General features: G+C 56.1%; 24 protein-coding genes. 6 read left to right on the plus strand and 18 right to left on the minus strand.

Translation table 11 applies throughout. The annotated features are described in order from the left end of the window. Positions 1-3: 3 nt before the first annotated feature. From rnhB to rpsB, 15 genes are all read right to left on the minus strand, one after another. Positions 4-603: a ribonuclease HII gene (gene rnhB / locus KB890_RS09655; protein WP_002889376.1), complete on the minus strand. Its 600-nt coding sequence runs from the start codon at positions 601-603 to the stop codon at positions 4-6. After that, complete coding sequence (gene lpxB / locus KB890_RS09660; protein WP_004178649.1) at positions 600-1,751, minus strand: lipid-A-disaccharide synthase; 1,152 nt, start codon at positions 1,749-1,751, stop codon at positions 600-602. Before lpxB ends, rnhB begins: the two co-directional genes overlap by 4 nt. Continuing rightward, positions 1,751-2,539, minus strand: a complete 789-nt coding sequence (gene lpxA / locus KB890_RS09665) for an acyl-ACP--UDP-N-acetylglucosamine O-acyltransferase (RefSeq protein ID WP_004178647.1) — start codon at positions 2,537-2,539, stop codon at positions 1,751-1,753. Before lpxA ends, lpxB begins: the two co-directional genes overlap by 1 nt. A 3-nt stretch (positions 2,540-2,542) precedes the next feature. Continuing rightward, positions 2,543-2,998: a 3-hydroxyacyl-ACP dehydratase FabZ gene (gene fabZ / locus KB890_RS09670; protein ID WP_004145858.1), complete on the minus strand. Its 456-nt coding sequence runs from the start codon at positions 2,996-2,998 to the stop codon at positions 2,543-2,545. 105 nt (positions 2,999-3,103) lie between these two features. Continuing rightward, positions 3,104-4,129: a UDP-3-O-(3-hydroxymyristoyl)glucosamine N-acyltransferase gene (lpxD, locus tag KB890_RS09675; protein WP_002889327.1), complete on the minus strand. Its 1,026-nt coding sequence runs from the start codon at positions 4,127-4,129 to the stop codon at positions 3,104-3,106. 3 nt (positions 4,130-4,132) lie between these two features. Further along, on the minus strand, positions 4,133-4,618 hold the full coding sequence (gene skp / locus KB890_RS09680; RefSeq protein ID WP_004178645.1) for a molecular chaperone Skp: 486 nt from the start codon (positions 4,616-4,618) through the stop codon (positions 4,133-4,135). 121 nt (positions 4,619-4,739) lie between these two features. Next, positions 4,740-7,169 carry an outer membrane protein assembly factor BamA gene (gene bamA, locus KB890_RS09685; RefSeq protein ID WP_004145860.1) on the minus strand — a complete coding sequence of 810 codons (2,430 nt, stop codon included), beginning with the start codon at positions 7,167-7,169 and terminating at the stop codon, positions 4,740-4,742. Positions 7,170-7,200: 31 nt separating this feature from the next. Continuing rightward, the gene (gene rseP / locus KB890_RS09690; protein ID WP_004177358.1) at positions 7,201-8,553 is read right to left on the minus strand and encodes a sigma E protease regulator RseP; all 1,353 of its coding nucleotides are present in this window, start codon (positions 8,551-8,553) and stop codon (positions 7,201-7,203) included. An 11-nt stretch (positions 8,554-8,564) separates the two neighbouring features. Continuing rightward, positions 8,565-9,422: a phosphatidate cytidylyltransferase gene (cdsA, locus tag KB890_RS09695; protein WP_002889318.1), complete on the minus strand. Its 858-nt coding sequence runs from the start codon at positions 9,420-9,422 to the stop codon at positions 8,565-8,567. A gap of 12 nt (positions 9,423-9,434) precedes the next feature. Continuing rightward, positions 9,435-10,193 carry a (2E,6E)-farnesyl-diphosphate-specific ditrans,polycis-undecaprenyl-diphosphate synthase gene (ispU, locus tag KB890_RS09700; RefSeq protein WP_002889316.1) on the minus strand — a complete coding sequence of 253 codons (759 nt, stop codon included), beginning with the start codon at positions 10,191-10,193 and terminating at the stop codon, positions 9,435-9,437. A gap of 237 nt (positions 10,194-10,430) precedes the next feature. Beyond that, positions 10,431-11,633 carry a 1-deoxy-D-xylulose-5-phosphate reductoisomerase gene (ispC, locus tag KB890_RS09705; RefSeq protein ID WP_004178642.1) on the minus strand — a complete coding sequence of 401 codons (1,203 nt, stop codon included), beginning with the start codon at positions 11,631-11,633 and terminating at the stop codon, positions 10,431-10,433. A 228-nt stretch (positions 11,634-11,861) separates the two neighbouring features. Next, positions 11,862-12,419 carry a ribosome recycling factor gene (gene frr, locus KB890_RS09710; protein ID WP_002889308.1) on the minus strand — a complete coding sequence of 186 codons (558 nt, stop codon included), beginning with the start codon at positions 12,417-12,419 and terminating at the stop codon, positions 11,862-11,864. 150 nt (positions 12,420-12,569) lie between these two features. Further along, positions 12,570-13,295: a UMP kinase gene (gene pyrH / locus KB890_RS09715; protein ID WP_002889306.1), complete on the minus strand. Its 726-nt coding sequence runs from the start codon at positions 13,293-13,295 to the stop codon at positions 12,570-12,572. 150 nt (positions 13,296-13,445) lie between these two features. After that, the gene (tsf, locus tag KB890_RS09720) at positions 13,446-14,297 is read right to left on the minus strand and encodes a translation elongation factor Ts (RefSeq protein ID WP_004151930.1); all 852 of its coding nucleotides are present in this window, start codon (positions 14,295-14,297) and stop codon (positions 13,446-13,448) included. A 119-nt stretch (positions 14,298-14,416) separates the two neighbouring features. Beyond that, positions 14,417-15,142, minus strand: coding sequence for a 30S ribosomal protein S2 (gene rpsB / locus KB890_RS09725; protein WP_002889299.1), 726 nt, complete (start codon positions 15,140-15,142; stop codon positions 14,417-14,419). 322 nt (positions 15,143-15,464) lie between these two features. On the opposite strand from rpsB, the gene map reads away from it, so the two are divergent. The 4 genes from map to KB890_RS09745 all read left to right on the plus strand — a co-directional run bounded on the left by map (position 15,465) and on the right by KB890_RS09745 (position 20,329). After that, entirely contained in the window at positions 15,465-16,259 is a 795-nt protein-coding gene (gene map / locus KB890_RS09730) for a type I methionyl aminopeptidase (RefSeq protein ID WP_002889297.1), read from the plus strand. 57 nt (positions 16,260-16,316) lie between these two features. Beyond that, the gene (gene glnD / locus KB890_RS09735; protein ID WP_022631279.1) at positions 16,317-18,980 is read left to right on the plus strand and encodes a bifunctional uridylyltransferase/uridylyl-removing protein GlnD; all 2,664 of its coding nucleotides are present in this window, start codon (positions 16,317-16,319) and stop codon (positions 18,978-18,980) included. A gap of 30 nt (positions 18,981-19,010) precedes the next feature. Next, complete coding sequence (gene dapD, locus KB890_RS09740) at positions 19,011-19,835, plus strand: 2,3,4,5-tetrahydropyridine-2,6-dicarboxylate N-succinyltransferase (protein WP_002889295.1); 825 nt, start codon at positions 19,011-19,013, stop codon at positions 19,833-19,835. Between the two features lie 107 nt (positions 19,836-19,942). Then, positions 19,943-20,329, plus strand: a complete 387-nt coding sequence (locus KB890_RS09745) for a DUF3461 family protein (protein WP_002889292.1) — start codon at positions 19,943-19,945, stop codon at positions 20,327-20,329. Between the two features lie 118 nt (positions 20,330-20,447). Here the strand turns inward: KB890_RS09745 and cdaR are convergent, their stop codons facing one another. From cdaR to dgt, 3 genes are all read right to left on the minus strand, one after another. Then, a complete protein-coding gene (gene cdaR, locus KB890_RS09750) occupies positions 20,448-21,605 on the minus strand; it encodes a DNA-binding transcriptional regulator CdaR (protein WP_002889289.1) in 1,158 nt (385 codons plus the stop codon). 166 nt (positions 21,606-21,771) lie between these two features. Beyond that, the gene (gene degP / locus KB890_RS09755) at positions 21,772-23,205 is read right to left on the minus strand and encodes a serine endoprotease DegP (protein ID WP_002889286.1); all 1,434 of its coding nucleotides are present in this window, start codon (positions 23,203-23,205) and stop codon (positions 21,772-21,774) included. A gap of 134 nt (positions 23,206-23,339) precedes the next feature. Next, positions 23,340-24,854, minus strand: a complete 1,515-nt coding sequence (gene dgt / locus KB890_RS09760; protein WP_004145871.1) for a dGTPase — start codon at positions 24,852-24,854, stop codon at positions 23,340-23,342. An 83-nt stretch (positions 24,855-24,937) separates the two neighbouring features. Here dgt and mtnN point away from each other — a divergent pair, with 83 nt between their 5' ends. Both mtnN and btuF read left to right on the plus strand, forming a co-directional pair. Next, on the plus strand, positions 24,938-25,636 hold the full coding sequence (gene mtnN, locus KB890_RS09765) for a 5'-methylthioadenosine/S-adenosylhomocysteine nucleosidase (protein ID WP_002889282.1): 699 nt from the start codon (positions 24,938-24,940) through the stop codon (positions 25,634-25,636). Then, on the plus strand, positions 25,629-26,429 hold the full coding sequence (gene btuF / locus KB890_RS09770) for a vitamin B12 ABC transporter substrate-binding protein BtuF (protein WP_002889279.1): 801 nt from the start codon (positions 25,629-25,631) through the stop codon (positions 26,427-26,429). The genes mtnN and btuF overlap by 8 nt, the downstream gene beginning before the upstream one ends. Positions 26,430-26,441 lie beyond the last annotated feature (12 nt).

Genomic DNA, 26,441 nt, shown 5'->3' on the forward strand with positions numbered 1-26,441 from the left:
GACTTAGTTGGACGCCAGGCCCAGGGCACGCTTCACCGGGCCAAAACTGCGCCGGTGATGCTCTGTTGCGCCGTGTTCCTGCAGCTTCTGCAGGTGAACAGCGGTGGGATAGCCTTTATGCTGGGCAAATCCGTAGTGGGGAAATGCGAGGTCCAGCGTGGCCATTTCGGCGTCACGAGTGACTTTTGCCAGAATAGACGCTGCGCTGATTTCTGCCACCCGGCTGTCGCCTTTCACCACCGCCTGGGAGGGCATCGGTAGCGACGGACAGCGGTTGCCATCGATCAGGACAAACTCAGGAACAATGCTCAGGCCGGCGACGGCGCGCTGCATCGCCAGCATAGTGGCATGCAGAATATTCAGCTCGTCGATTTCGTGCGGCTCGGCGCGCCCCAGGCTCCAGCACAGCGCTTTCTCTTTAATCTCATCGAACAGCGCCAGACGACGCTTCTCGCTGAGTTTTTTGGAATCATTCAGACCCACAATCGGCTTCGCCGGATCGAGGATCACCGCCGCGGTCACCACCGCGCCAACCAGGGGGCCACGCCCGACCTCATCGACGCCGGCAACCAGATGGGTATGCGGATAGACGAACTCCATCATTGTTTTGCTAACTCCAGTACGGCGTCCGCCGCCTGCTCATCGGCGTTGCAGCGGATCTGCTGATGCAGGGCGCGGAACGTCTCATGCATCTCATGGCTGGTTTTGCCATCGGCCAGCAGCGGCTGCAGAGCGGCTGCCAGCGCCTGGGGCTCGCACTCATCCTGCAGCAGCTCTTTAACCAGTTCGCGACCGGCCAGCAGGTTCGGTAACGAGACGTAGTCGGTTTTTACCAACCGCTTCGCCAGCCAGAAGGTGAACGGCTTCATCCGGTAGCCAACCACCATCGGGCATTTCGCCAGCATACACTCCAGCGCTGCCGTCCCGGAGGCCAGCAGCGCGGCGTCGCTGGCGATCATCGCATCGCGCGCCTGACCGTCCAGCATATGCACGATCATACCCGGCGCCGTCTCAGCTTTAATACGCTCAAACTGCTCCCGCCGTTTAGCATTAACCAGCGGCACCACCACCTGCAGATCGGGATAGGTGGCGCGCAGAAGCTGCGCGGTTTTCAGGAAGTCGGCGCTAAGCATTTCGACTTCCGCGCCGCGGCTGCCGGGTAGCAGAGCGAGGCAGCGCACGCTGTGCGGGATCCCTAACCGGTCGCGCGCAGCGCCTTTGTCAGGATCCAGCGGCATCGCATCCGCCATGGTATGGCCAATAAAGCGGCAGGGGACGTTAAATTTGTCATAAAACGCTTTTTCGAAAGGCAGAAAGGCTAGCACCAGATCGGTGGATCTGCCGATTTTGAAAACGCGTTTTTGTCGCCAGGCCCAGACCGACGGGCTGACGTAGTGAATGGTTTTGATGCCCTGCTTTTTCAGATTTCCTTCGAGGGTGATATTAAAGTCAGGGGCGTCGATGCCGACGAAGACATCGGGACGCAGCTCGCCGAAGCGGCGGGTCAAATCGGCGCGAATATGGAGTAAGCGACGCAGGCGACCGAGCACTTCAACAATGCCCATCACCGCCAGCTCTTCCATTTCATACCAGGCTTCGCACCCTTCCGCCTGCATTAGCGGCCCCGCCACGCCGACAAAGCGCGCATTCGGGATGCGTGCTTTAAGCGCGCGGATGAGACCAGCGCCTAGAATATCGCCGGAGGTTTCTCCGGCGACCAGGGCAATCGTCAGGGGACGCTGTTCAGCCATTAACGAATCAAGCCGCGGGTAGAACGAGCGAAGAAATCGACAAACGGCTGAACCTCAGGATGCTGAGCAGCCAGTTCGGCGATTTCCGGCTTGGCTTCTTCCAGCGTTTTGCCGCTGCGGTACAGCAGTTTATACGCGTTGCGGATCGCGGTGATTGCTTCCCGGCTGAAGCCGCGGCGTTTCAGTCCTTCGATGTTAACGCCGAACGGCGTCGCATGGTTGCCCTGGGCAATTACGAACGGCGGAACGTCCTGCGCCACGCCGGAGCAGCCGCCAACCATAACGTGTGAGCCAATGACGCAGAACTGATGCACCGCCGTCATGCCGCCGATAATGACATAATCATCCAGCGAAACATGGCCCGCGAGCGTCGCGTTATTGGCCAGAATGCAGCGATCGCCAAGCGTACAATCGTGCGCCACGTGGGCGTTGATCATCAGCAGGTTATCGTTGCCCACCTTTGTTAATCCACCGCCCTGTACTGTGCCGCGATGAATGGTGACGCTTTCGCGAATGCGGTTGCGATCGCCAATTTCCACCCGGGTCGGTTCGCCAGCATATTTCAGATCCTGGTTAACTTCGCCGATGGAAGCGAACTGATAGATCTCATTGTCACGGCCGATTTTGGTGTGGCCGTTAACGACAACGTGAGACTTCAGCACGGTGCCTTCGCCGATTTCGACGTTAGCGCCAACAATACAAAACGGACCAATGTGGACGTTAGCGCCAATCACGGCGCCTTCTTCTACAATGGCGGTAGGATGAACAAAAGCGGTTTTATCAATCACGTATCAGGCCTCCCGGCTACGCGCACACATCATCGTCGCTTCGCAAACCACTTTACCGTCAACCAGCGCAACGCCTTTGAAACGGGTCAGGCCGCGGCGGGTTTTCTCGAAAGTGACTTCCATAATCATCTGATCGCCTGGTACTACCGGGCGTTTGAAGCGTGCTTCATCGATACCCGCGAAGTAGTACAGCTCGCCTGGTTCCAGTTTTCCGACGCTTTTGAACGCCAGAATCCCGGTGGCTTGCGCCATTGCTTCCAGAATCAGGACGCCCGGCAAAATCGGCTTACCAGGGAAGTGCCCCTGGAAAAACGGCTCGTTTACAGAAACATTTTTTACTGCGCGCAGAAAACGACCTTCTTCAAAATCCAGCACGCGGTCTACCAGCAGGAACGGGTAACGGTGAGGCAGAAGTTCCAGAATCTCTTCAATGTGCAGAGTATGAGTGTCAGTAGTCAAAATACTCTTCCTGTCTAAATGTACTAAAAGGCAATAATAACACGGCCTGCGGCAATCTTTTAGCGAATGCAACAGGCCGGAAATGTCATGTGACCAAATGATGAATTAGTCTTGTTGATTAACCTTGCGCTCAATCGCTTTCAGGCGCTTGCTCATCTCGTCAATATTCATCACCAGCGCAGCGGTTTTACGCCACGCCTTGTTCGGCTGCAGCGGAATACCGGAGGAATATACGCCAGGTTCGCTGATAGGACGCATCACCATCCCCATCCCCGTGACGGTGACCTTATCGCAGATTTCCATATGGCCGTTAATCACGCTGGCGCCGCCAATCATGCAGTAGCGGCCAATTTTCAGGCTGCCCGCCATGATAACGCCGCCAGCGACCGCGGTATTGTCGCCAATCACCACGTTATGCGCAATCTGGCACTGGTTATCAATGATAACCCCGTTGCCAATCACGGTATCGTCCAGCGCACCACGGTCAATCGTGGTGCAGGCGCCAATCTCCACGCGATCGCCAATAATGACGCGACCCAACTGCGGGATCTTTACCCAGTTACCGCGATCGTTAGCGTAGCCGAAGCCATCCGCGCCAATCACCGTGCTGGACTGAATCAGGCAATTCTCGCCGATCTCAATCTCATGGTAAACGGTCACATTAGCCCACAAACGCGAGCCGGCGCCTATTTTCGTATTTTTCCCAACGAAGCAGCCTGCGCCGATAACTACGTTATCGCCCAGCACTACGCCGGATTCGATAACCGCGTTGGCGCCGATGGCAACGTTGCTACCCAGCTTCGCCGACGGATCGATGACCGCGCTCGGCGCGATATCCTGAGCCGGCTGCGGCGTGGTATCAAGAATTTGAGCCATGCGCGCGTAGGTCAGGTAGGGGTTACGCACTACCAGCGCGGCGCTATGGGCAAAAGGTAAATCATCCTGCGTCATCACAACGGCAGAAGCCTGGCAAGCGGCCAGGTGCTCACGGTACTTAGGGTTGACCATGAAAGTGATTTGGCCCGTTTTCGCGCTCTGCATGGACGCAACGCCGGTGATGACGATATCGCCATCACCGTGTAATTCTGCATCCAACTGCTGCGCGAGATCAGCCAGTCGAATTGAAGGCATTACTTATTTAACCTGTTTCAGCACATCAGCGGTGATGTCTTTTACATCGCTGCTGTTATATGCAACGGCATTCGCGTCAACCACCAGATCGATGCTCTGATCTTTCGCTACGCTCTGTACGGCAGTCTGGATACGGGTAACCAGTTTGCCACGCTCTTCGTTGGAACGACGTGCGCGATCCTGTTCAAACGCCTGCGCTTTCTGGGAGAAGGTCTGGCGCTGAGCCATCACGTCTTTTTCCAGTTTGGTACGTTCGGCGCCCGGCTTCATGGACTGCAGACGCTGCATTTTGGATTGCAGGTCGCCTTCCATACGCTGCAGTTCGCTAGCGCGGCCTTTGAACTCGTTTTCCAGCGTGTTGGAAACGCCAGTTTTCTGGGCAACCTGTTGGAACAGGCTGTTCATGTTCACCAGGGCAATTTTATCTGCCGCCTGAGCGGAAGTTACCATTGCCAAACCCAGACCTGCAGCTAATAACCACTTTTTCACAATAAACTCCTTACCATCCCATGAGTACCCAGGGGTACCGTTATTTGCGTGGCGAGGCGATAAACGCGTTATCGCCTACAGTCAGCGCTATACTGCACTTGCATTCCGTTGCCGCCAACAATTACCAGGTTTTACCAATGTTAAACTGGAACTGTTCGGCTTTGTCTCCATCGTACTTTTTGAACGGTTGGGCGTAGGAGAAGACCAACGGCCCCAACGGCGACATCCACTGTACGGCAATACCCGCAGACATACGGATGTTGCTCGGATCGCTGTAATCCGGATAACCAGCGTACGCGCTCGAATCCCAGTGAGTATCCCATACGGTACCCATATCCCAGAAGACGGAAGTACGGACCGAGTTCGCATATTTGTCACTAATAAACGGCGTCGGGGTAATCAGCTCAAGGCTGGCCACCGCCATCGCGTTACCGCCCACCGCATCATCGGATTTACACGGTGCTGATTCGGTGCTCTTACATTCATTATCGTAACTATCGTCATCATCATGACGACTGCTTGCCGGGAAGTACACCGCCTTCGGACCAATGGTGTTCGACTGGAAGCCACGCACGGTGCTGGAACCACCGGCATAGAAGTTCTCATAGAACGGCATCTCTTTGCCGCCGATACCATCGCCATAACCAAAGCGCGTACGACCCAGTACTACCCACTGATGATCGTTGTCGATCGGCACGTAGGTCGCGGTATCCAGCGTCGCTTTGTAGTACTCGTTGTCTGAGCCCGGAATGGTCACCTTACCGTTCAGGTTGACGCGCGAACCTTCCGTTGGGAAGAAGCCGCGGTCAAGCTTGTTATAGGTCCAACCGTAGTTGAAGGTGAAGTCATTCGCACTGAACGAGTTCCGGTCGTTGGTGTTGTCCGGATACTGGCCCATCGAGTTAAGGTAACGCCACATTGCCACCTGCGGCTGCATATTGGACAGGGAGTTATGCACATAACCGACGCCGGCGCGCAGCGTGTTGTATTCATTGACCGGGAAGCCCAGCGTAATGTCTGTACCATAGCTTTTGTTGGTATAGTCAGACAGATCCGCATCGTTCGCATCAAAGTCATTATAGAAGACACGACCGCCGAGGCTTACACCGTCTACGGTGAAGTACGGGTTGGTCACCGACAGCTCGGTATAGGTCTGGTAGTCGTTTTTGGTACCGTTGATCCCGACAGCATAGCCAGTACCTAACCAGTTATCCTGCTGAACGCCCGCCTGGAAGCTGACGCCGCTCTCGGTGCCGTAGCCGATACCGAAGTTGAAGCTACCGGTGTTACGCTCTTTCACCTTGTAGACAACGTCGACCTGGTCCGGGCTGCCCGGCACGCGCTGGGTATCAGTGTCCACCGTTTCAAAGAAACCTAAACGGTTGAGACGGTCTTTACCCTGATCGACGAGGTCGCTCCCCAGCCATGCGCCTTCCATCTGGCGCATTTCGCGGCGCAGTACGGCATCTTTAGAGGTGTCGTTGCCTTCGAAGCGAATTTTACGCACGTAATAACGGTTGCCTGCGTCGACGTTAACGTGCAGCTTAACGGTTTTATCGCTGTCGTTGATCTCCGGCTGCGACTGCACGCGCGGATAGGCGTAACCATAACGACCCAACAGTTTCTTGATGTCGTTTTCCATCTTGGTCACTTTCGCGCCGTTGTACAGTTCGCCTGGCTCAACTTTAGTCAGCGCTTCGATTTCCGCGGAATGGCCAGCGAGGTTGCCCGTCACCTGCACTCCGGAAAATTTGTACTGATCGCCTTCGGTGATGTTGACGGTGATGTAGATCCCTTTCTTATCCGGCGTCAGGCTGACCTGGGTAGAATCGATGTTGAAACGGGCATAGCCGCGATCCAGGTAGTAGCTGCGCAGGGTTTCAAGGTCGCCCGCTAGCTTCTGCTTCTGGTATTTACGGTCGCCGACCACGTTCCACCACGGCACCTCATCGCGCAGCTGGAAGTGGGAGATCAGCTCATCGGTCGAAAACGCATGGTTGCCGACGATGTTGATCTGTTGAATTTTTGCGGAGACGCCTTCCTGGAAGACCAGCTTCAAATCGACACGGTTACGCGGCAGCGGCGTAACGACTGCTTTGACGCTGGCGCTGTATTTACCGACGCTGTAGTAGAAGTCTTCAAGACCCTTCTCGATATCCGCGATGGTCGTGCGGTCAAGCGACTCGCCCACCCGAACGCCTGAGGCCTCAAGGTTCTGCTTGAGCATGTCATCTTTCACCGACTTGTTGCCGGAGAAGGTGATGCTGGCGATCGTCGGACGCTCTTTCACCTGCACCAGCAGGGTATCACCATCGCGCAGGACGCGGACGTCCTCGAAGTTGCCAGTGGCAAACAGCGCGCGAATAGTGTTACTGATATCATCGTCGGTCACCGTATCGCCAGGACGCACTGGCATACTGAGGAGGGCCGCACCAACAGCGACACGCTGCAAGCCTTCGAAATGAATGTCCTTCACCACGAACCCTTCAGCACCGTATACAGTCGCGCTGCTAAACAGCAGCGACGCTATGAGCAACTTTTTCATCGCCATCGTTATTATGCGTTCTTCCTAACAAACTCTCTTATAACCGAGAGAAATCATTGAAAAGTGCAAGCCCCATTAACAGCACCAGCAGTATTGAGCCAATGCGATAACTAAAGTCTTGAACTCGCTCGGATACCGGCCCGCCCTTCAGCTTTTCAATCGCTAAAAACAGCAGATGTCCCCCATCCAGTACGGGTAGAGGGAACAGGTTGATGATTCCGAGGTTCACGCTAATCAGCGCCAGGAACATCAGATAATAAATCAACCCAAACTCCGCTGACATTCCAGCCCCCTGAGCGATAGAGATCGGCCCACTGAGGTTGTTCAGTTTGACATCACCGGTTATCAATTTACCCAGCATCCTGACCGTCAGCGACATCAGCTGCCAGGTTTTATCCGTGGCTTCAGCGATGGCGGCAAACGGTCCGTACTGACGTACTGTCTTGTATTCTTCAGGCAGCGGGATGACCTTTGGCACCACCCCTGCGAACCCTTCCGCCTTACCTTTCACCGTTTTCGCATCCGGCGTCAGGGTTAACGGCAACGCACTCCCCTGCCGTTCAATCTCCAGCGCCAGCGCTTTGCCCGGATTATCGCGCACCAGATTAACAAACGTCATCCACTGCGTTAACGGTTGACCATCGACTTTAACGATCCGGTCGCCCGCTTGCAAACCCGCTTTCTGGGCTGCCGATCCCGCCTGAACCTCAGCCAGCACCGTATCAATCTGCGCGCTGCGCGGCTGGATCCCCAGCGAGGTCACGGGATCTTGCTTGTCTGGCTCAAACGACCAGTGCCGCAGATCGACGATTTTATCCTGGCGCTGATTGGTCCCGAAAGGGGCGACGGTAACTATTGTTTGCGGGTTGCCGATTTTGGCCACCAGCTGCAGACGCACCGCATCCCAATCAGGCGTTTCGATACCATCTATCGCTTTAAGTTCCGTTCCTTTTGCAATTTGTGCTTGCGCGGCAACCGAATTGGGCGTTATTTCACCCACCACCGGCCGCACGCCGGGAACGCCGATGATAAAGACCAGCCAGTAAGCAAAGATAGCGAAAATGAAGTTAGCGATGGGGCCGGCGGCAATCACCGCCGCACGCTGACCGACGGTTTTATTGTTGAAGGCGTAGTGACGCATCTCCGGCGCCACCGCTTCAACACGCTCATCCAGCATCTTGACGTAGCCGCCCAGTGGGATCAGGGCGATGACGAACTCTGTGCCCTGCTTATCCATCCGCCGCCACAGCGCTTTGCCGAAGCCGATAGAAAAACGCTCAACCCGGATACCGCAGCGGCGCGCCACCCAAAAATGGCCAAACTCATGCACCGTAATCAGTACGCCAAGCGCAATGATAAAAGCCGCCAGATTCCAGAGCACGCTCAGCATATAACCTTCCGTCAAATCGTCCTGAAGACCAACAGTAGCAGACAGGCGAAGACCGGTACCGCCGCCGTCAGGCTGTCGATACGATCGAGAATACCACCATGTCCGGGAATCAAGTGCCCGCTATCCTTAATGCCGGCCTCGCGCTTAAACATACTTTCCGTCAGGTCGCCCAGCACCGAAGCCAGGGCCGCCACCACCGAACAGACCAGCAGCACCGTCGGCGTGACGTCAAGATGGGCCCACACGCCGTAGGCCCAGGAAATCACCGCTGCGGTCAGCAAACCGCCAAAAAAGCCCTGCCAGGTTTTACCCGGTGAGACCTTCGGCGCCAGCTTGTGCTTGCCAAACATTTTACCAAACATATAGGCGCCAGAGTCTGCGCCCCATACCAGGATCATGACGTACAGCAGCCACAGCGCGCCGCTATAGTGGTTATCGGCATAGTGCCAGGCGCGCAGCGCCAGCATGCCCCAGAAAAACGGGACGATGGTCAGGATGCCGAAGATGAGGCGCAGCACCTTAGAGTGGCGCCAGAATGCCGCCGAGGCCGGGTATGAGAGCACCAGCAGTAACGCGACGATCCACCAGGCAAAAGAGGCCCATAGCGACCCTTCAACCATCGGTTGATGAACGTCATAATGGTATTCAGGCAGCAGAAAAAGCATCGCCGCCAGCAGAAGGCCGCACAGCACCGCCAGCCAAACCCGCTGCGACGTCGAGGTAAAACCGCTCAGTTGTCCCCACTCCCAGGCGGCGAGCATACAGACCACCAGGGTGACGATAGCAAAGCCCATCGGCGGCAATAAAAACAATGCCGCAATGACGATGGGGATTAAGACGAAAGCAGATATCAGGCGATACTTCAGCAAAAGTGACCCCCATCAGGCATGACTGCCACCCGGCTCAGTGCCGCCGAAACGACGCTCTCGATTAACAAAGGCATGGAGTGCACCTTCAAAGTCCTGTTCAGCAAAATCGGGCCAAAGAACATCCGTAAAGTAAAGTTCGGCATAGGCAATTTGCCAAATCAGAAAGTTACTTATTCGGTGCTCTCCCCCGGTCCTAATAACTAAATCAACGGGAGCCAGTTCATGCATGCAGACCTGCTGACTCAGCATGTCTTCCGTGATCTGCTCAGGCAGCAGCGTCCCGTCCTGTACCTGTTTCGCCAGCAAACGAACGCCCTGGGTAATATCCCAGCGACCGCCGTAATTGGCTGCAATATTCAGCGTTAAGCCGGTATTGTTTGCGGTTAGCGCTTCCGCTTTGCGGATCCGCTCCTGCAGGCGCGCATTGAAGCGCGTGGTGTCGCCAATAATCCGCAGACGCACATTGTGTCGGTGCAGGCTTTTGACTTCGCTATCCAGCGCCCAGACGAACAGTTCCATCAGCGCACTGACTTCCTGAGCCGGACGGTTCCAGTTTTCGCTGCTGAACGCGTATAACGTTAACGCCTCAATCCCATTATTCGCCGCGAAGGAGACCGCGCGACGCACGGATTTCGCCCCGGCCTTATGCCCGAAAGCGCGAATTTTACCTTGCCGTTTCGCCCAACGGCCGTTGCCATCCATAATAATGGCGACATGACGGCAGCCATGGGTGGGCGATATTTCGCTGACAGTTTGATTAGCAGACAACATCACGCGTTTTAAGTCCATAATAAGGATTAACTAGCCACCAAACAGAGGCCACCGGGCCGCGCTGGATACGCATTTTTATCCGGTGCCGGGGCTGCAGCCAATCGCAGAGAACAACCAAAAGCTTTACGCAAAAAAGCCGTGTTTTGTCACGGCCACCGTAATCTTTAACAACAAAATGCAACGATCGGGTGGCGCAGACTATATCACCGAAGCCTTGCGCCCACAAATATCACCGCGTTACGCCTGCGCAACCAACCGCTGCAGCTGCTGGTGAGCGATTGCGCGCGCCTCGGCGTCGATAACCAGAACATCATCAATGCTTTGCGGCTCCTGCAGGTCCATCTTATCCAGCACCGCCAGGTTAACCGCCGCAATATCGGTAAAGCGGATATCGCCATGCAGAAACGCGGCAACCGACTCTTCATTAGCCGCATTCAGCGTCGTGGTCGCGGCCTGGCCGACGTCAAACGCGTCCATCGCCAGCTTCAGGCACGGATATCGCGTATAGTCCGGCGCGGAGAAGCTCAGATTGCTCAACTGACAGAAGTCCAGCGGTTTAACGCCGGAATTCAGTCGCTGCGGCCAGCCCATGGTATGGGCGATCGGCGTACGCATATCCGGCTCCCCAAGCTGGGCCAGCACGCTGCCATCCTGATAGCGAACCATCGAGTGGATCACCGACTGCGGATGGATCAGCACTTCCATCTGCTGGGCCGAGGCGTTAAACAGCCAGCGCGCTTCAATATATTCCAGGCCTTTGTTCATCATCGTGGCCGAATCGACGGAGATCTTGCGCCCCATCGACCAGTTGGGATGACGGCAGGCCTGATCCGGGGTCATCGCCGCCAGTTCAGCCACGGCCGTCTCGCGGAAAGGCCCACCGGAGCCGGTCAGCAGGATTGACGAGACGCCATTCCGGGCAAGATCAGCGTATCCCAGATGCTGCTGAATTGTCTCCGGCATACTCTGAAAAATAGCGTTATGCTCGCTATCGACCGGTAGCAATCGCGCCCCCGACTGTTGCACCGCCTCCATGAATAAGCGACCGCAGGTCACCAGCGATTCTTTATTCGCTAACAATACCGTTTTCCCGGCGCGGATCGCCGCCAGCGTCGGCACCAGTCCCGCCGCGCCGACGATTGCCGCCATGACCTGATCGACCTCATCCAGCGCCGCGACCTCGGCCGCCGCCTGCTGGCCGCTTAGCACCTCGGTGCGACAGCCATGCTCATGCAGACGGGTGCGCAACCGCTCAGCGCTTTGCGCATCGTCCATCACCGCGTAACGGGGGGTAAATTCCAGGCATTGTTCAACCATACGGTCAACGTTTTTCCCCGCGACCAGCGCGGCGACGGAAAAGCGACCAGGGTTATGGCGCACCACGTCCAGCGTGCTACAGCCAATGGAGCCGGTCGAACCGAGAACGGTTAATTGCTTCATGAGACGTCCAGAAGAGTGGAAACAGAATAAAAAGCAAAACGCCGCCAGCAAGCCCCTACGCAGCAACTATCGGGGATGAGACGGCGGCATTAGGCCTTCAACTAAGCGCTAAAGGCTACAAGGCCAGCGGTTGCAACGCAATCCCGAGAATTGAGCGTACAGTCTTCTGTACGGCGTTTCAGATTTTACTCAGGCCAGAGCCTGTCTGGCCCGAGTAAGGGCAGAGCATTAGAACTGCATCAGTTCCGCTTCTTTGTCTGCCAGCGCCGCGTCAACTTTTTTGATGGCGGCGTCAGTCATTTTCTGCACGTCATCCTGAGAACGGCGATCGTCATCTTCGCTGATCTCTTTTTCTTTCAGCAGCGCTTTGACTTTATCGTTGGCGTCACGGCGAACGTTACGCACGGCAACGCGCGCCTGCTCGGCTTCACCACGCACGATCTTGGTCAGGTCTTTACGACGCTCTTCGGTCAGCGGCGGCAGCGGGACACGAATATCGCTGCCGGCAGAGCTTGGGTTCAGACCGAGGTCTGACGCCATGATCGCTTTTTCAACGGCCGCGGACATAGAACGGTCAAAGACGTTGATTTTCAGGGTACGGGAGTCTTCGACGGTGACGCTGGCCAGCTGGCGCAGCGGGGTCGGAGTACCGTAGTATTCAACAACAATCCCGTCCAGCAGGCTCGGAGAAGCACGACCCGTGCGAATTTTGCTGATTTGGTTTTTGAATGCTTCGACGCATTTTTCCATGCGGATTTCAGCATCTTTTCTGATATCGCTAATCACGTTACGAATCCTTGAAAGCTTGTCTCAGTCAGACCAGACGGGGCACCCGTCGGAAAATGAGCTAAGTATAGTCAGATTTAATGAAAATCACCGGGCAATATCCCCGCGAAAGTAAAGCGGAATATTACCCGGATTTGGCGCTGACGGGAATTATTCCGTGATCAATGTGCCTTCTTTTTCGCCCATCACCACGCGACGCAGGGCGCCAGGTTTGTTCATGTTGAAGACGCGAATCGGTAATTTATGGTCACGCGCCAGGGTGAAGGCCGCCAGATCCATGACTTTCAGCTCTTTTTCCAGAACTTCGCTGTAGGTCAGCTGATCGTACATGGTGGCAGAAGGATCTTTTGCCGGGTCAGCGGTGAATACGCCGTCAACCTTGGTGGCTTTCAGCACCACATCGGCTTCAATTTCGATACCGCGCAGGCAGGCTGCGGAATCGGTGGTAAAGAACGGGTTGCCGGTACCAGCGGAGAGGATCACTACGCGGTTGTTGCGCAGCAGGCTGATCGCCTCTGCCCAGCTGTAGTTGTCGCATACGCCGTTCAGCGGAATGGCGGACATCAGACGAGCGTTCACATAGGCGCGGTGGAGCGCATCACGCATTGCGAGGCCGTTCATGACCGTTGCCAGCATGCCCATGTGGTCGCCCACAACGCGGTTCATACCCGCTTTCGCCAGACCAGCACCACGGAACAGGTTACCGCCACCAATTACTACGCCAACCTGAATACCCAGCTCAACCAGCTCTTTGATCTCCTGAGCCATGCGGTCAAGTATGCTTGCATCAATACCGAAGCCTTCTGAGCCCTGCAGCGCTTCGCCACTTAATTTCAGCAGAATACGTTTGTAGACGGGTTTTGCATTGGTAGCCATGTTTCTTTCCTGAGACTGTCAACGAATGAGATGTGTTAATTCCGGCGACATTGTATGTCGCATTTCAGCGCGGCCACTATAAGCAGTTGGCTGAATTTACAAAATGGGCGCAAAAAGAAGCCGCCCTCAGGCGGCTCCTTTTTTTAAAAATTAAGACTGCTTGGACATCGCAGCAACTTCTGCTGCAAAGTCAGTCTCAACTTTCTCAATGCCTTCGCCCACTTCAAAGCGGATGAAGCCAGTCACGTCAGCGTTGTGCTCTTTCAGCAGCTGGCCAACAGATTTGCTCGGCTCCATAACGAAAGGCTGACCAGTCAGAGAAACTTCGCCGGTGAATTTCTTCATGCGGCCTTCAACCATTTTCTCTGCGATTTCTTTCGGCTTACCGGACTGCATCGCGATGTCCAGCTGAACCTGGTACTCTTTCTCTACCACTTCAGCAGACACGTCTTCCGGCTTAACGAATTCCGGCTTGCTTGCAGCAACGTGCATTGCCAGCTGCTTAACCAGCTCTTCGTCAGCGCCTTTAGCGGCAACCAGAACGCCGATACGCGCACCGTGCTGGTAGCTGCCCAGAACGTCGCCTTCCAGAACAGCGATACGACGGATGTTGATGTTCTCGCCGATTTTAGCAACCAGCGCAACACGTTCTTCTTCGAACTGCGCTTTCAGAACTTCAACGTCGGAGATTTTACCTGCAACAGCGGCGTCCAGTACTTTGTCGGCAAATGCCTGGAAACCACCATCTTTAGCAACGAAGTCAGTCTGGCAGTTAACTTCCAGAATGTAACCGTAGTTGCCTTCGATTTTGGTTTTGATCACGCCGTCAGCAGCCACGTTGCCTGCTTTCTTCGCCGCTTTGATCGCGCCGGATTTACGCATGTTTTCGATTGCCAGCTCGATGTCGCCATTCGCTTCAGTCAGCGCTTTTTTGCAATCCATCATGCCTGCGCCAGTACGTTCGCGCAGCTCTTTTACCAGGGAAGCGGTAATTTCAGCCATTCTAAAATCCTCGGGAGATGTGGATACTGCCCGGCCAACGGCCAAACAGCGTAAATTGAAAAAAGGGGCCGATAATGGGCCCCTATTCATACACGGTACTAATAAGGGCTTAAACCTTATTATTCAGCTTCTACGAAGCTTTCTTCCGCCTGAGAAGCCAGGTCCTGAGAGCGACCTTCACGAACGGTAGCAGCAACAGCGCCCAGGTACAGGCTTACTGCGCGGATTGCATCGTCGTTACCCGGGATAACGAAGTCTACGCCGTCCGGATCAGAGTTGGTATCAACGATAGCAAATACCGGGATGCCCAGGTTGTTTGCTTCTTTGATAGCGATGTGCTCGTGGTCAGCGTCGATAACGAACAGTGCGTCCGGCAGGCCGCCCATATCTTTGATACCGCCCAGGCTGTTTTCCAGCTTGTCCAGCTCACGAGTGCGCATCAGCGCTTCTTTCTTGGTCAGCTTGTCGAAAGTACCGTCCTGGGACTGAGTTTCCAGGTCTTTCAGACGTTTGATGGACTGACGAACGGTTTTCCAGTTAGTCAGCATACCGCCCAGCCAGCGATGGTTCACGAAGAACTGATCGCAGCTCAGAGCAGCGTCTTTTACCGCTTCGCTTGCAGCGCGCTTAGTACCAACGAAAAGGATTTTACCTTTACGAGCAGCGATCTTGTTCAGTTCAGCCAGAGCTTCGTTGAACATCGGTACGGTTTTCTCAAGGTTGATGATGTGAACTTTGTTACGCGCGCCGAAGATGAAAGGCTTCATTTTCGGGTTCCAGTAACGGGTCTGGTGACCGAAGTGAACACCAGCCTTGAGCATGTCGCGCATGGAAACAGTTGCCATGTTTAAAACCTCTATAGATTAAATTGGGGTTATGCCTCCACGTATCCCATATTACCGACCCCGAAGGGCACCCCGGAATATGTGCCGATACGTGTGTGTTATTACACAAAGTGAGCTATGTCGCTTACGTCCATCCTTGTGTATCTGAGATGGAACGGAAGTCCGGCGCGCTTTATACCACAAAATCCATCCAGACACCAACTCTTGTTGACGTCGCGTGCTGTTAATGATTCTCAGTTTGGCACCAGCCTGCCCGGACTGTTACCATTGACAGGACTTACTCTATTATTGTCGAAAATATCGACACTGCTGGACATACTCCATGGCTATCTCTATTAAGACATCTGAAGACATCGAAAAAATGCGCGTTGCCGGCCGCCTGGCCGCCGAAGTGCTGGAAATGATCGAACCCTACGTCAAACCGGGCGTCAGCACCGGCGAACTGGACCGCATCTGTAACGACTATATCGTTAACGAGCAGAAGGCCATTTCCGCCTGCCTCGGCTATCACGGCTATCCGAAATCCGTCTGCATTTCGGTCAATGAAGTGGTCTGTCACGGTATCCCTGATGACGGCAAGCTGCTGAAAGATGGCGATATCGTGAATATCGACGTGACCGTCATTAAAGATGATTTCCATGGCGATACCTCCAAAATGTTTATCGTTGGCAAACCGACGATTCTCGGCGAGCGCCTGTGCCGCATCACTCAGGAAAGCCTGTACCTGGCGCTGAGAATGGTGAAGCCAGGCATCAACCTGCGCACCATCGGCGCGGCGATCCAGAAATTTGTGGAAGCCGAAGGTTTCTCCGTGGTTCGCGAGTACTGCGGGCACGGTATCGGCCGCGGCTTCCATGAAGAACCTCAGGTGCTGCACTACGATTCGCCGGAGACCAACGTCGTACTCAAACCAGGCATGACCTTCACCATCGAGCCGATGGTCAACGCCGGTAAAAAAGAGATCCGCAGCATGAAAGACGGCTGGACGGTGAAAACCAAAGACCGGAGCTTGTCTGCGCAGTACGAGCATACTATTGTGGTGACAGACAACGGCTGCGAAATTCTGACGCTACGCAAGGATGACACCATCCCGGCGATAATCTCGCACGATGAATGATGAAAAGCCGGCGCCCGCCGGCTTTTTTATTAGATAGTTTTTTCTTATGGTGACGCGATGAGCAACTTATTACCTGACACAGCCTCCCCTCTCCTGCCCGTCCCGCCGGAACACCCGGTGAGTTGGCCGCAGGGCGATCTGAACTGTGCCGCAATCAAGGCGCACATCGATACCTTCCAGCACTGGCTGGGCGAGGCGTTTGACTCCGGCATCGTCGCGGAGCAGCTCATCGCGGCGCGCACCGAATTTATCGACCAGTTGCTGCAGCGATTATGGATCGCCTGCGGTTTTGAATCTGTCAGCGACCTGGCGCTGGTCGCCGTCGGCGGCTATGGCCGTGGCGAACTGCACCCGCTCTCAGACGTCGATCTGCTGATCCTCAGTCGTAAAAAACTGCCGGACGACCAGGCGCAAAAAGTCGGCGAACTGCTCACCCTGCTGTGGGACGTCAAGCTGGAGGTAGGCCACAGCGTACGCACCCTCGAAGAGTGCCTGCTGGAAGGTCTCTCGGATCTGACCGTTGCCACCAACTTAATCGAATCGCGCCTGCTGATCGGCGACGTCGCGCTGTTCCTTGAACTGCAAAAACATATTTTTAGCGACGGCTTTTGGCCATCGGAAAAGTTCTTCGCCGCCAAGGTCGAAGAGCAGAACGTCCGTCATCAGCGCTATCATGGCACCAGCTATAACCTCGAGCCGGACGTGAAAAGCAGCCCCGGCGGCTTGCGCGATATCCATACGCTACAGTGGGTGGCTCGCCGCCATTTCGGCGCCACCTCAATGGATGAGATGGTCGGCTTCGGCTTTCTGACCGAAGCCGAGCGCAATGAACTCAATGAGTGTCTGCATCAGCTGTGGCGCATCCGTTTCGCGCTGCATCTCGAACTCACGCGCTATGACAACCGTCTGCTTTTCGACCGCCAGCTCAGCGTGGCCCGCCGGCTAGGCTATGAAGGCGACGGCAACCAGCCGATTGAACACATGATGAAGGACTTCTTCCGCGTTACCCGCCGGGTGAGCGAGCTGAATCAGATGCTGCTTCAGCTGTTTGAGGAGGCTATCCTCGCCCTGACCGAGGATGAAAAACCACGCCCGATCGATGATGATTTCCAGCTGCGCGGCACCCTTATCGATCTGCGTGACGACACGCTGTTTATTCGCGAACCGCAGGCCATTCTGCGCATGTTTTATATCATGGTGCGCAATAGCACCATCACCGGCATCTACTCAACAACGTTGCGCCATCTGCGCCACGCCCGCCGTCATCTCACCCAGCCGCTGTGCTATATCCCGGAGGCGCGCACGCTCTTTCTTAGTATGCTGCGCCATCAGGGGGCGGTAAGTCGCGGGCTGCTGCCGATGCATCGCCACAGCGTACTGTGGGCCTATATGCCGCAGTGGTCGCATATCGTCGGCCAGATGCAGTTCGACCTGTTTCACGCCTACACCGTCGATGAACACACCGTCCGGGTGATGCTCAAGCTGGAAAGCTTTGCCAAAGAAGAAACCCGCAGCCGCCACCCGCTGTGCGTGGAGCTGTGGCCGCGCTTAACGCACCCGGAGCTGATCTTAATTGCCGCCCTGTTCCACGACATCGCCAAAGGGCGCGGCGGCGACCACTCGATCCTCGGCGCGCAGGATGTGCTGAAGTTTGCCGAGCTGCACGGGCTGAACTCGCGCGAAACGCAGCTGGTCGCCTGGCTGGTGCGTCACCACCTGCTGATGTCGGTCACCGCCCAGCGGCGCGATATTCAGGATCCGGAGGTGATTAAGCAGTTCGCCGAGGAGGTGCAAACGGAAAATCGTCTGCGCTATCTGGTGTGTCTGACCGTCGCCGATATCTGCGCCACCAACGAAACCTTATGGAACAGCTGGAAGCAGAGCCTGCTGCGTGAACTCTATTTCGCCACCGAGAAGCAGCTGCGTCGCGGCATGCAAAGCACCCCGGACATGCGCGAACGAGTGCGTCACCATCAGCTGCAGGCGCTGGCCCTGCTGCGGATGGACAATATTAATGAAGAGGCGCTGCATCAGATCTGGAACCGCTGCCGCGCCAACTATTTCGTGCGACATACGCCGACGCAGCTCGCCTGGCACGCCCGCAACCTGCTGCGCCACGATCTGAATAAGCCGATGATCCTGCTGAGCTCGCAGGCCACCCGCGGCGGTACGGAGATTTTTATCTGGAGCCCGGATCGCCCTTACCTGTTCGCCGCGGTGTGTGGCGAACTTGACCGTCGCAACCTCAGCGTCCACGACGCGCAGATCTTCACCACCCGCGACGGTATGGCGATGGATACCTTTATCGTCCTTGAGCCCGACGGCAGCCCCCTTTCCGCCGACCGCCACGAGGCGATCCGCCAGGGGCTGGAGCAGACCATCACTCAGCGCAGCTGGCAGCCTCCGGCCCCGCGTCGTCAGGCGGCAAAGCTACGCCATTTTTCCGTGGACACCGAGGTGAATTTCCTGCCGACCCATACCGACCGAAAATCGTTTCTGGAGCTGATAGCGCTCGACCAGCCCGGGCTGCTCGCCCGCGTCGGGCAGGTGTTCGCCGACCTCGGGATATCGCTTCACGGGGCGCGAATTACGACAATTGGTGAGCGAGTAGAAGATTTATTTATAATCGCCACCGCCGACCGGCGTGCCCTTAATAATGAGCTGCAACAAGAAGTGCAACAACGGTTGACAGCGGCCCTCAATCCAAACGATAAAGGGTGACGTATTTTTTTTAGTGAATGGAAAGAAACAATGCAGCAGTTACAGAACGTTATTGAGTCCGCTTTCGAGCGTCGCGCCGACATTACGCCGGCTAATGTGGATACCGTGACCCGCGAAGCGGTTAACCAGGTTATCGCCCTTCTTGATTCCGGCGCGCTGCGCGTCGCTGAGAAGATCGACGGTCAGTGGGTGACGCATCAGTGGCTGAAGAAGGCGGTACTGCTCTCTTTCCGTATTAACGATAACCAGGTTATCGATGGTGCGGAAAGCCGCTACTTCGATAAAGTGCCGATGAAATTCGCTGACTACGACGAAGCGCGTTTCCAGAAAGAAGGTTTCCGCGTGGTGCCGCCGGCCGCCGTGCGCCAGGGCGCGTTCATCGCCCGCAACACTGTGCTGATGCCGTCCTACGTTAACATCGGCGCCTACGTTGACGAAGGCACCATGGTTGATACCTGGGCCACCGTCGGCTCCTGCGCACAGATCGGTAAAAACGTGCATCTGTCCGGCGGTGTCGGCATCGGTGGCGTACTGGAGCCGCTGCAGGCGAACCCGACCATCATCGAAGATAACTGCTTCATCGGCGCGCGCTCTGAAGTGGTTGAAGGGGTGATTGTCGAAGAAGGCTCCGTCATCTCCATGGGCGTTTACCTCGGTCAGAGCACCAAAATCTACGATCGCGAAACCGGCGAAGTCTTCTACGGCCGCGTACCGGCTGGCTCGGTGGTAGTCTCAGGCAACCTGCCGTCGAAAGATGGTAAATACAGCCTGTACTGCGCGGTGATTGTGAAGAAAGTCGATGCCAAAACCCGCGGCAAGGTCGGCATTAACGAACTGCTGCGCACCATCGACTAAAGCAAATAAAAAGCGGGAGATATCCCGCTTTTTTTATATTTGATGCTGGCGAAAATGGATTTTTTCGTTAATTATTCAATGGTTATGATGCTATCAAAGGTACCGTTATGTACGATAATCTGAAAAGTCTTGGCATTACCAACCCTGATGAGATCGATCGCTATAGCCTGCGGCAGGAAGCTAACAACGACATTCTGAAAATCTATTTTCAGAAAGACAAAGGCGAATTCTTCGCCAAGAGCGTGAAGTTCAAATATCCGCGTCAGCGCAAAACCGTCGTCGCCGACGGCGTCGGCCAGGGCTACAAAGAGGTCCAGGAGATCAGCCCCAATCTGCGCTACGTTATCGACGAGTTAGATCAGATCTGCCAGCGCGATCGCACTGAAATCGATCTCAAGCGTAAAATCCTCGACGATTTACGCCATCTGGAAAGCGTGGTCACCAATAAGATCAGCGAAATCGAAGCCGATCTGGAAAAGCTCACCCGTAAGTAAGAGCATCCCGGCGGCGCGTTGCCTGGCCGGGCTGGTGGTCTCTATCCACTCCAGACAGCATGCATCGTCCAGGCCGGGTATGGCGCGTCGCTACCCGGCATTTTTTTGCCTCCACGTCTTAGCGTTGTTCGTCCAGCTGCAGCGCGATATACAGCAGCAGCCTGTCGTCAAAGCTACCGAGATCCAGGCCGGTCAGCTCCGAGATACGGTTCAACCGGTACTCCAGCGTATTGCGATGAATAAACAGCGCCTTTGACGTCGCCAGCGGCTGCACGTTATGGCGAAACCACGCCTGCAGCGTCCGCCGCAGCAGCCCGTTGTTGTCCATGGCCTTCAAACGCGCCAGCGGACGGGCCAGCTCATTGGCCTGCCAGCCGCCGCGCAGGCTGTCAAGCAGCACCGGCAGCATTAGATCCTGATAGAAATAACTGCGGCTCTCCGGCATCCGCTGCTTGCCAACCATCATCGTCGTCCGTGCGGTACGGTAAGAGCGGGCGATACTTCCTGGGCCGGTGAAGAAATTGCCCAGCGCCACGCGAAAGCGCAGCTGGCCATTCTCTTTCATCCTGGCGATAAGCTGCTCGACGCGCCGGACGTGATCGTCAGCGTCCCAGCGGCCAAAGCTGTTCAGCGCCGGTTTCAGCACCACCATTTCCGTGAGCGAGACAATGGCCACCAGATTATTGCGATCGGGGGTGGTCAGCGCGTTCTGTAACTGTTGCAGTTCCGCCATCGCGCTGTCCACGCCGAGCTGACCGCTGTCTACCTCAATCATCGCCACCACGCGCGGCTGATTGAGATCGATGCCTAAACGCTGAGCCCATTCGTTCAGCGCCGGGGTATGCTCTTCCGCCTGAATCAGGTTCATCACCAGCTCTTCGCGCAGACGGCTGTCCTGGGCCAGGAGATGCATCAGCCGCGACTGCTCCAGCATCATCTCTGCTGTCATGCACACCAACTCGCCATATTTTCGCAGCGACTCCGGCTCGCCGGTCAGGCCGATCACCCCGACGATCTCCCCCTCCAGGCGCAGCGGCAGGTTAATCCCCTGGCGAACCCCGTGCAGATGGCGAGCGACCGCGTCGTCGATATCCACCACCCGCCCCTGGGAGAGGACCAGCAGCGCACCTTCGTGCAATTCACCAATCCTTTCCCGATCGCCGCTGCCGATGATCCGCCCGCGGGCATCCATCACGTTGATATTGGTATCGATGATGCGCATGGTCCGCGCCACAATATCCTGCGCCATTTTGGTATCAAGATGCCAGCCAGCCATGTAGTCCTCCCCTTTGCTGGGCACCAGCATAAAAGAGTCATCGTCGCGCTGCATTGTGCATTTGCACTAAGCCGGGGTGAGATATGTGGAGTTGTGGGGGCGGTCACAGAACGAAAAAAGCCCCTGCCCTCGGCGAGGGAAGGGGCTGGGAAGCGAGCGCTGGCGGTTACTGCAACAGCAGATAGATAGAGGCGTCGCCGCGCTGAATGTTCAGCGCCAGTACGGACGGTTTGGCGTCGAAGATTTTCCGCAGATCGGCGATGTTTTTCACCGGCTGCTGATTCGCCCCGACGATGACGTCGCCTTTCTTGAGGCCAATCTGTGCCGCCGGGGTACCGGCTTTCACATTATTGACCACCACGCCCTTATCCTGACCCTTATTGCTCATTTCCGCCCCTTCAATCCCGTTGAAGATGGTGCTGGAGTCAACCTGGGTCTGGTTGCTCTGCTGCAGTTCGACGGTCACGGTCACCGGTTTGCCGTCGCGCAGCAGACCAAGCTCAACTTTGCTGCCGATAGGCATGGTGCCGACCTGGGCACGCAGCGCGGCGAAGCTGCTGATCGCTTTCCCGTTGAGGGAGGTGATGACATCGCCGGCTTTAATGCCCGCTTTTGCGGCCGCCGAACCTGGCATTACCTGGCTGACGAAGGCCCCACGCTGGGCATCGACTTTCATCGCTTTCGCCAGCTCAGAGTTCAGTTCGGTGCCCATAATGCCGAGCTCACCGCGTTTCACCTGGCCATATTTCACCATCTGCTCGGTCAGGTTTTTCACCATGTTGCTCGGGATAGCAAAACCGATACCGATGTTGCCGCCGTCCGGCGCCAGAATGGCGGTGTTGATACCGATCAGCTCGCCGTTGAGGTTCACCAGCGCACCGCCGGAGTTCCCGCGGTTAATCGCCGCATCGGTCTGGATAAAGTTTTCGTAGTTTTCCACGTTGAGGCCGCTACGGCCCAGCGCGGAGACAATCCCGGAGGTCACGGTTTCGCCCAGACCGAACGGGTTGCCGATAGCCACGGTGTAATCACCGACGCGCAGCGCATCGGAGTCGGCAAGCTTAATCGCCGTCAGGTTTTTTGGATCCTGAATCTGAATCAGCGCGATATCAGAGCGCGGATCTTTGCCGACGACTTTGGCATCAAACCTACGGCCATCGCTCAGCTGAACCTTAATCGTGGTGGCGTTGTCCACGACGTGGTTGTTGGTCACCACATACCCTTTGGCGGCATCAATGATGACGCCGGAGCCCAGCGCCATAAATTTCTGCTGCTGGCCGCCGTCAGGCTGACCGCCCTGTCCGCCGCCCTGGCAAAACGGCGAACTCTGGAAAGGAGACCCATCCTGGCAGAACGGCGAATTATCGCCAAAGAACTGCTGGAAGTTACGTGGCATCCGTGGGGTATTAACGGTGGTGCTACCTTCAACGTTAATGCTCACCACCGACGGCATCACCTTCTCCAGCATCGGGGCCAGGCTTGGCATCTGCTGTGCATTAGTGGCCGAAGATGCCGTTTCTGCCGCGCTCGCAGAGAGCGGGGACAACGCCAGACCTAAACTCAGAGCCAGTGCACTCATTGCTAACGTGGTTTTTTTCATCAGTTTCAATCTCAATATCAGGTAACGAAAGTTGCTGTGTACGTGACTATCAGAGTCGTTTTATAACGCTAAGTTCCGGAATTAAGTTTCTGGAAAAAGTAAAAATTTATTGTCCATCTTTACAAAACTCCAGCCTATTCCACCGCCATGAGTCGCCGATATTCATCCCACGCATACAAATCCGTCATCCCGCTGATATAGTCCTGAATCAGACGGCAGCGATAATAGTATTCCATCAGCGCAAATTCGGGCGCCGTACGCGCCAGTTTATTTACCGCTTCAACATAGGCCAGCCGGTGACGGGTCGAAAGTTTCTGATACAGCCGGGAGGCAATGGGTAAACGTCGTACCCGCTCCTGCGCTACTAATTCGCTGAAATCCTCCAGCGATAATTTCAGCAGCGGCTGATAGATATCCAACAGGCCGCTGATCACCCGGTAGCCCTGCAATTCCAGCTGCTCAACATCCGGATGGCTAAAGACCTGTTTCATCGCCACATTTTTATAGAGTTCCAGTAGCTGACTGCAATCGCTGTCGTCCTCCAGCAACGCATGATTAAAGTCCCCGGTGAAGATTGCCGGCAGGTTGTCAATAAATCGGCGCGCCGCGTAGGGCACCAGCTTATTCAGCGTATTCACCCGCAAATACATAAAAAACTGATCTTCCGCGCTCTGCTTCAGATAATTGGCTCGCGATTTCTCCCAGGCATTTTCTACTACCTGCGAAAATAACGAGCCTTTTTCATGACTGCCCCAGGCGTCGTAAAGATGCTGATAGAGCTGTTCTGCGCTAAAAATACGTTTTTCCACCGCGTCCTCGAGATCCGCGACGCAATATGAGATGTCATCCGCAGCCTCCATAATCCAGGTTAATGGAAACCGATTGTAAGGCGCGAGATCCAGTTCTTTACGCAAACGCGCGACATACTCTTCTTCGGCTAAATAATAGCCAGGTTTCTTCATTAAATAACTGTGGCTGGCCGGCGTCTCCTCAGACCACCACGCCGGACGAGTATATTTCAGGATACATCCCACCTGCGCCCAGGTCAGGTTCATACGCATTAGCGTATGGACCAGACGAATGCCCTGCGCGTTGCCCTCAAAGCTGCAGAGATCCTGGCGCACTTTACGGCGCAGCGCATTAAGCGATGTCTCTCCGTCATGCAGGCGTAAGGCCTGCACTTCGCAGCGATCGTCGGTCAGCGGCTGCCCGAGCGCATCGCCGGGCGCCAGGCGCTGACGGAACCAGTCGTTAATCGCCGCTTCGCCAAAATGGCCAAACGGGGGATTGCCGATATCGTGCATCAGGCAGGCCATCTCCACCACGCTCTCGAATGGCCCGGTCAGCTCTTCCAGGCCATACTCTTCCAGCAGCCTCAGCTCTTTCAGCCGGCTCAGCACCTCTTTGGCGATATAGCGCCCCACCTGCTGCACCTCCAGCGAGTGGGTCAGGCGAGTGCGCACCGCCGCGTTGCGCTCGAGCGGGAAGACCTGAGTTTTTTGCTGCAGGCGGCGGATTGCCGGCGAGTTGACGATCCGTCCCCGATCGCTTTCAAAGATCCGCAGGATGTCGCGCTCCGTCTCCACCCGCGGCGGCGAACGGAAGCGTCGACGCCAGTTTATCTTGTTGCGAAAATCAATCTTTGCCATAGCCTCTCCCGCGCGAGCAATACGCTTCCCCTTAAGCGCATGATAGACTATGCAACTAAACCTGACACATCGCGAGTAAATCTATGAAAATTGGCATTATTGGCGCTATGGAAGAGGAAGTTACCCTTCTGCGCGACAAAATCGAAAACCGCCAGACCATCACCATTGGCGGAAGCGAAATCTATACCGGCCAACTTCACGGCGTTGACGTCGCTCTGCTGAAGTCTGGTATCGGAAAAGTAGCGGCGGCGATGGGCGCGACCCTGCTGCTGGAGCGCTGCCAGCCTGACGTGATCATTAATACCGGTTCTGCCGGCGGCCTGGCGTCGACGCTGAAGGTCGGCGATATCGTCGTCTCCGATGAAGCGCGCTACCACGACGCCGACGTCACCGCCTTCGGCTATGAATACGGCCAGCTCCCTGGCTGCCCGGCGGGTTTTAAGGCGGATGAAAAACTGGTGGCCGCCGCAGAGAGCTGCATTAAAGCGTTAGATCTCAACGCCGTTCGCGGCCTCATCGTTAGCGGGGATGCCTTCATTAACGGCTCTGTCGGTCTGGCGAAGATCCGCCATAATTTCCCGCAGGCGATCGCCGTGGAAATGGAAGCGACCGCCATCGCCCACGTCTGCCATAACTTTAAGGTTCCCTTCGTGGTGGTTCGCGCTATCTCCGACGTGGCCGACCAGCAGTCCCACCTCAGCTTTGAGGAGTTCCTTGCGGTCGCCGCCAGACAGTCCACCCTGATGGTGGAGAATCTGGTACAGAACCTGGCACGTGGCTAAGTCGCTATCCTTCGCGCTTGCCGCGCTGCTGTTACTCGCCCCGGCGTGGCTGCTGGCCGCGCCGCGGGTGATCACCCTCTCCCCCGCCAATACCGAACTGGCCTTTGCCGCCGGGATCACGCCGGTCGGCGTCAGCAGCTATTCCGATTATCCTTCGCAGGCCAAAACGATCGAACAGGTTGCCAGCTGGCAGGGAATGAACCTGGAACGCATCGTGGCGCTCAAGCCAGACGTGGTGCTGGCCTGGCGCGGGGGCAATGCCGAACGCCAGGTTAACCAGCTGCAGTCTCTGGGTATTCACGTCCTGTGGGTACAGACCTCGACCATAGAAGAGATCATCGCTACCCTGCGTGAGCTGGCGCAGTGGAGCCCGCAGCCGGAAAAAGCACAGCAGGCGGCGCAGGCGATGCAGCAGGAATACGATGCGTTGAAAGCGCGCTATGCCAACGCGCCGAAGAAACGCGTCTTCCTCCAGTTCGGCTCCGCACCGCTGTTCACCAGCGGCCCCGGTTCGATTCAGGATCAGGTGCTAAGGCTTTGCGGCGGCGAGAATATCTTCGCCACCAGCCGCGTTCCCTGGCCGCAGGTGAGCCGCGAACAGGTGCTGGCCCGCCAGCCGCAGGCGATCGTGGTGACCGGGGATGCCAGCCGCATTGCCGAAGCGCAGCGCTTTTGGCAACATCAGCTCACCATTTCGTTGATTGCGTTACACAGCGACTGGTTTGAACGCGCCGGCCCACGTATTATCCTCGCCGCCAAACAACTTTGTGCGGCGCTTGACCAGGTAAAATAATCATCCGGCACA

It is taken from the genome of Klebsiella sp. P1954, from assembly GCF_018199955.1.
Classification (GTDB): domain Bacteria; phylum Pseudomonadota; class Gammaproteobacteria; order Enterobacterales; family Enterobacteriaceae; genus Klebsiella; species Klebsiella pneumoniae.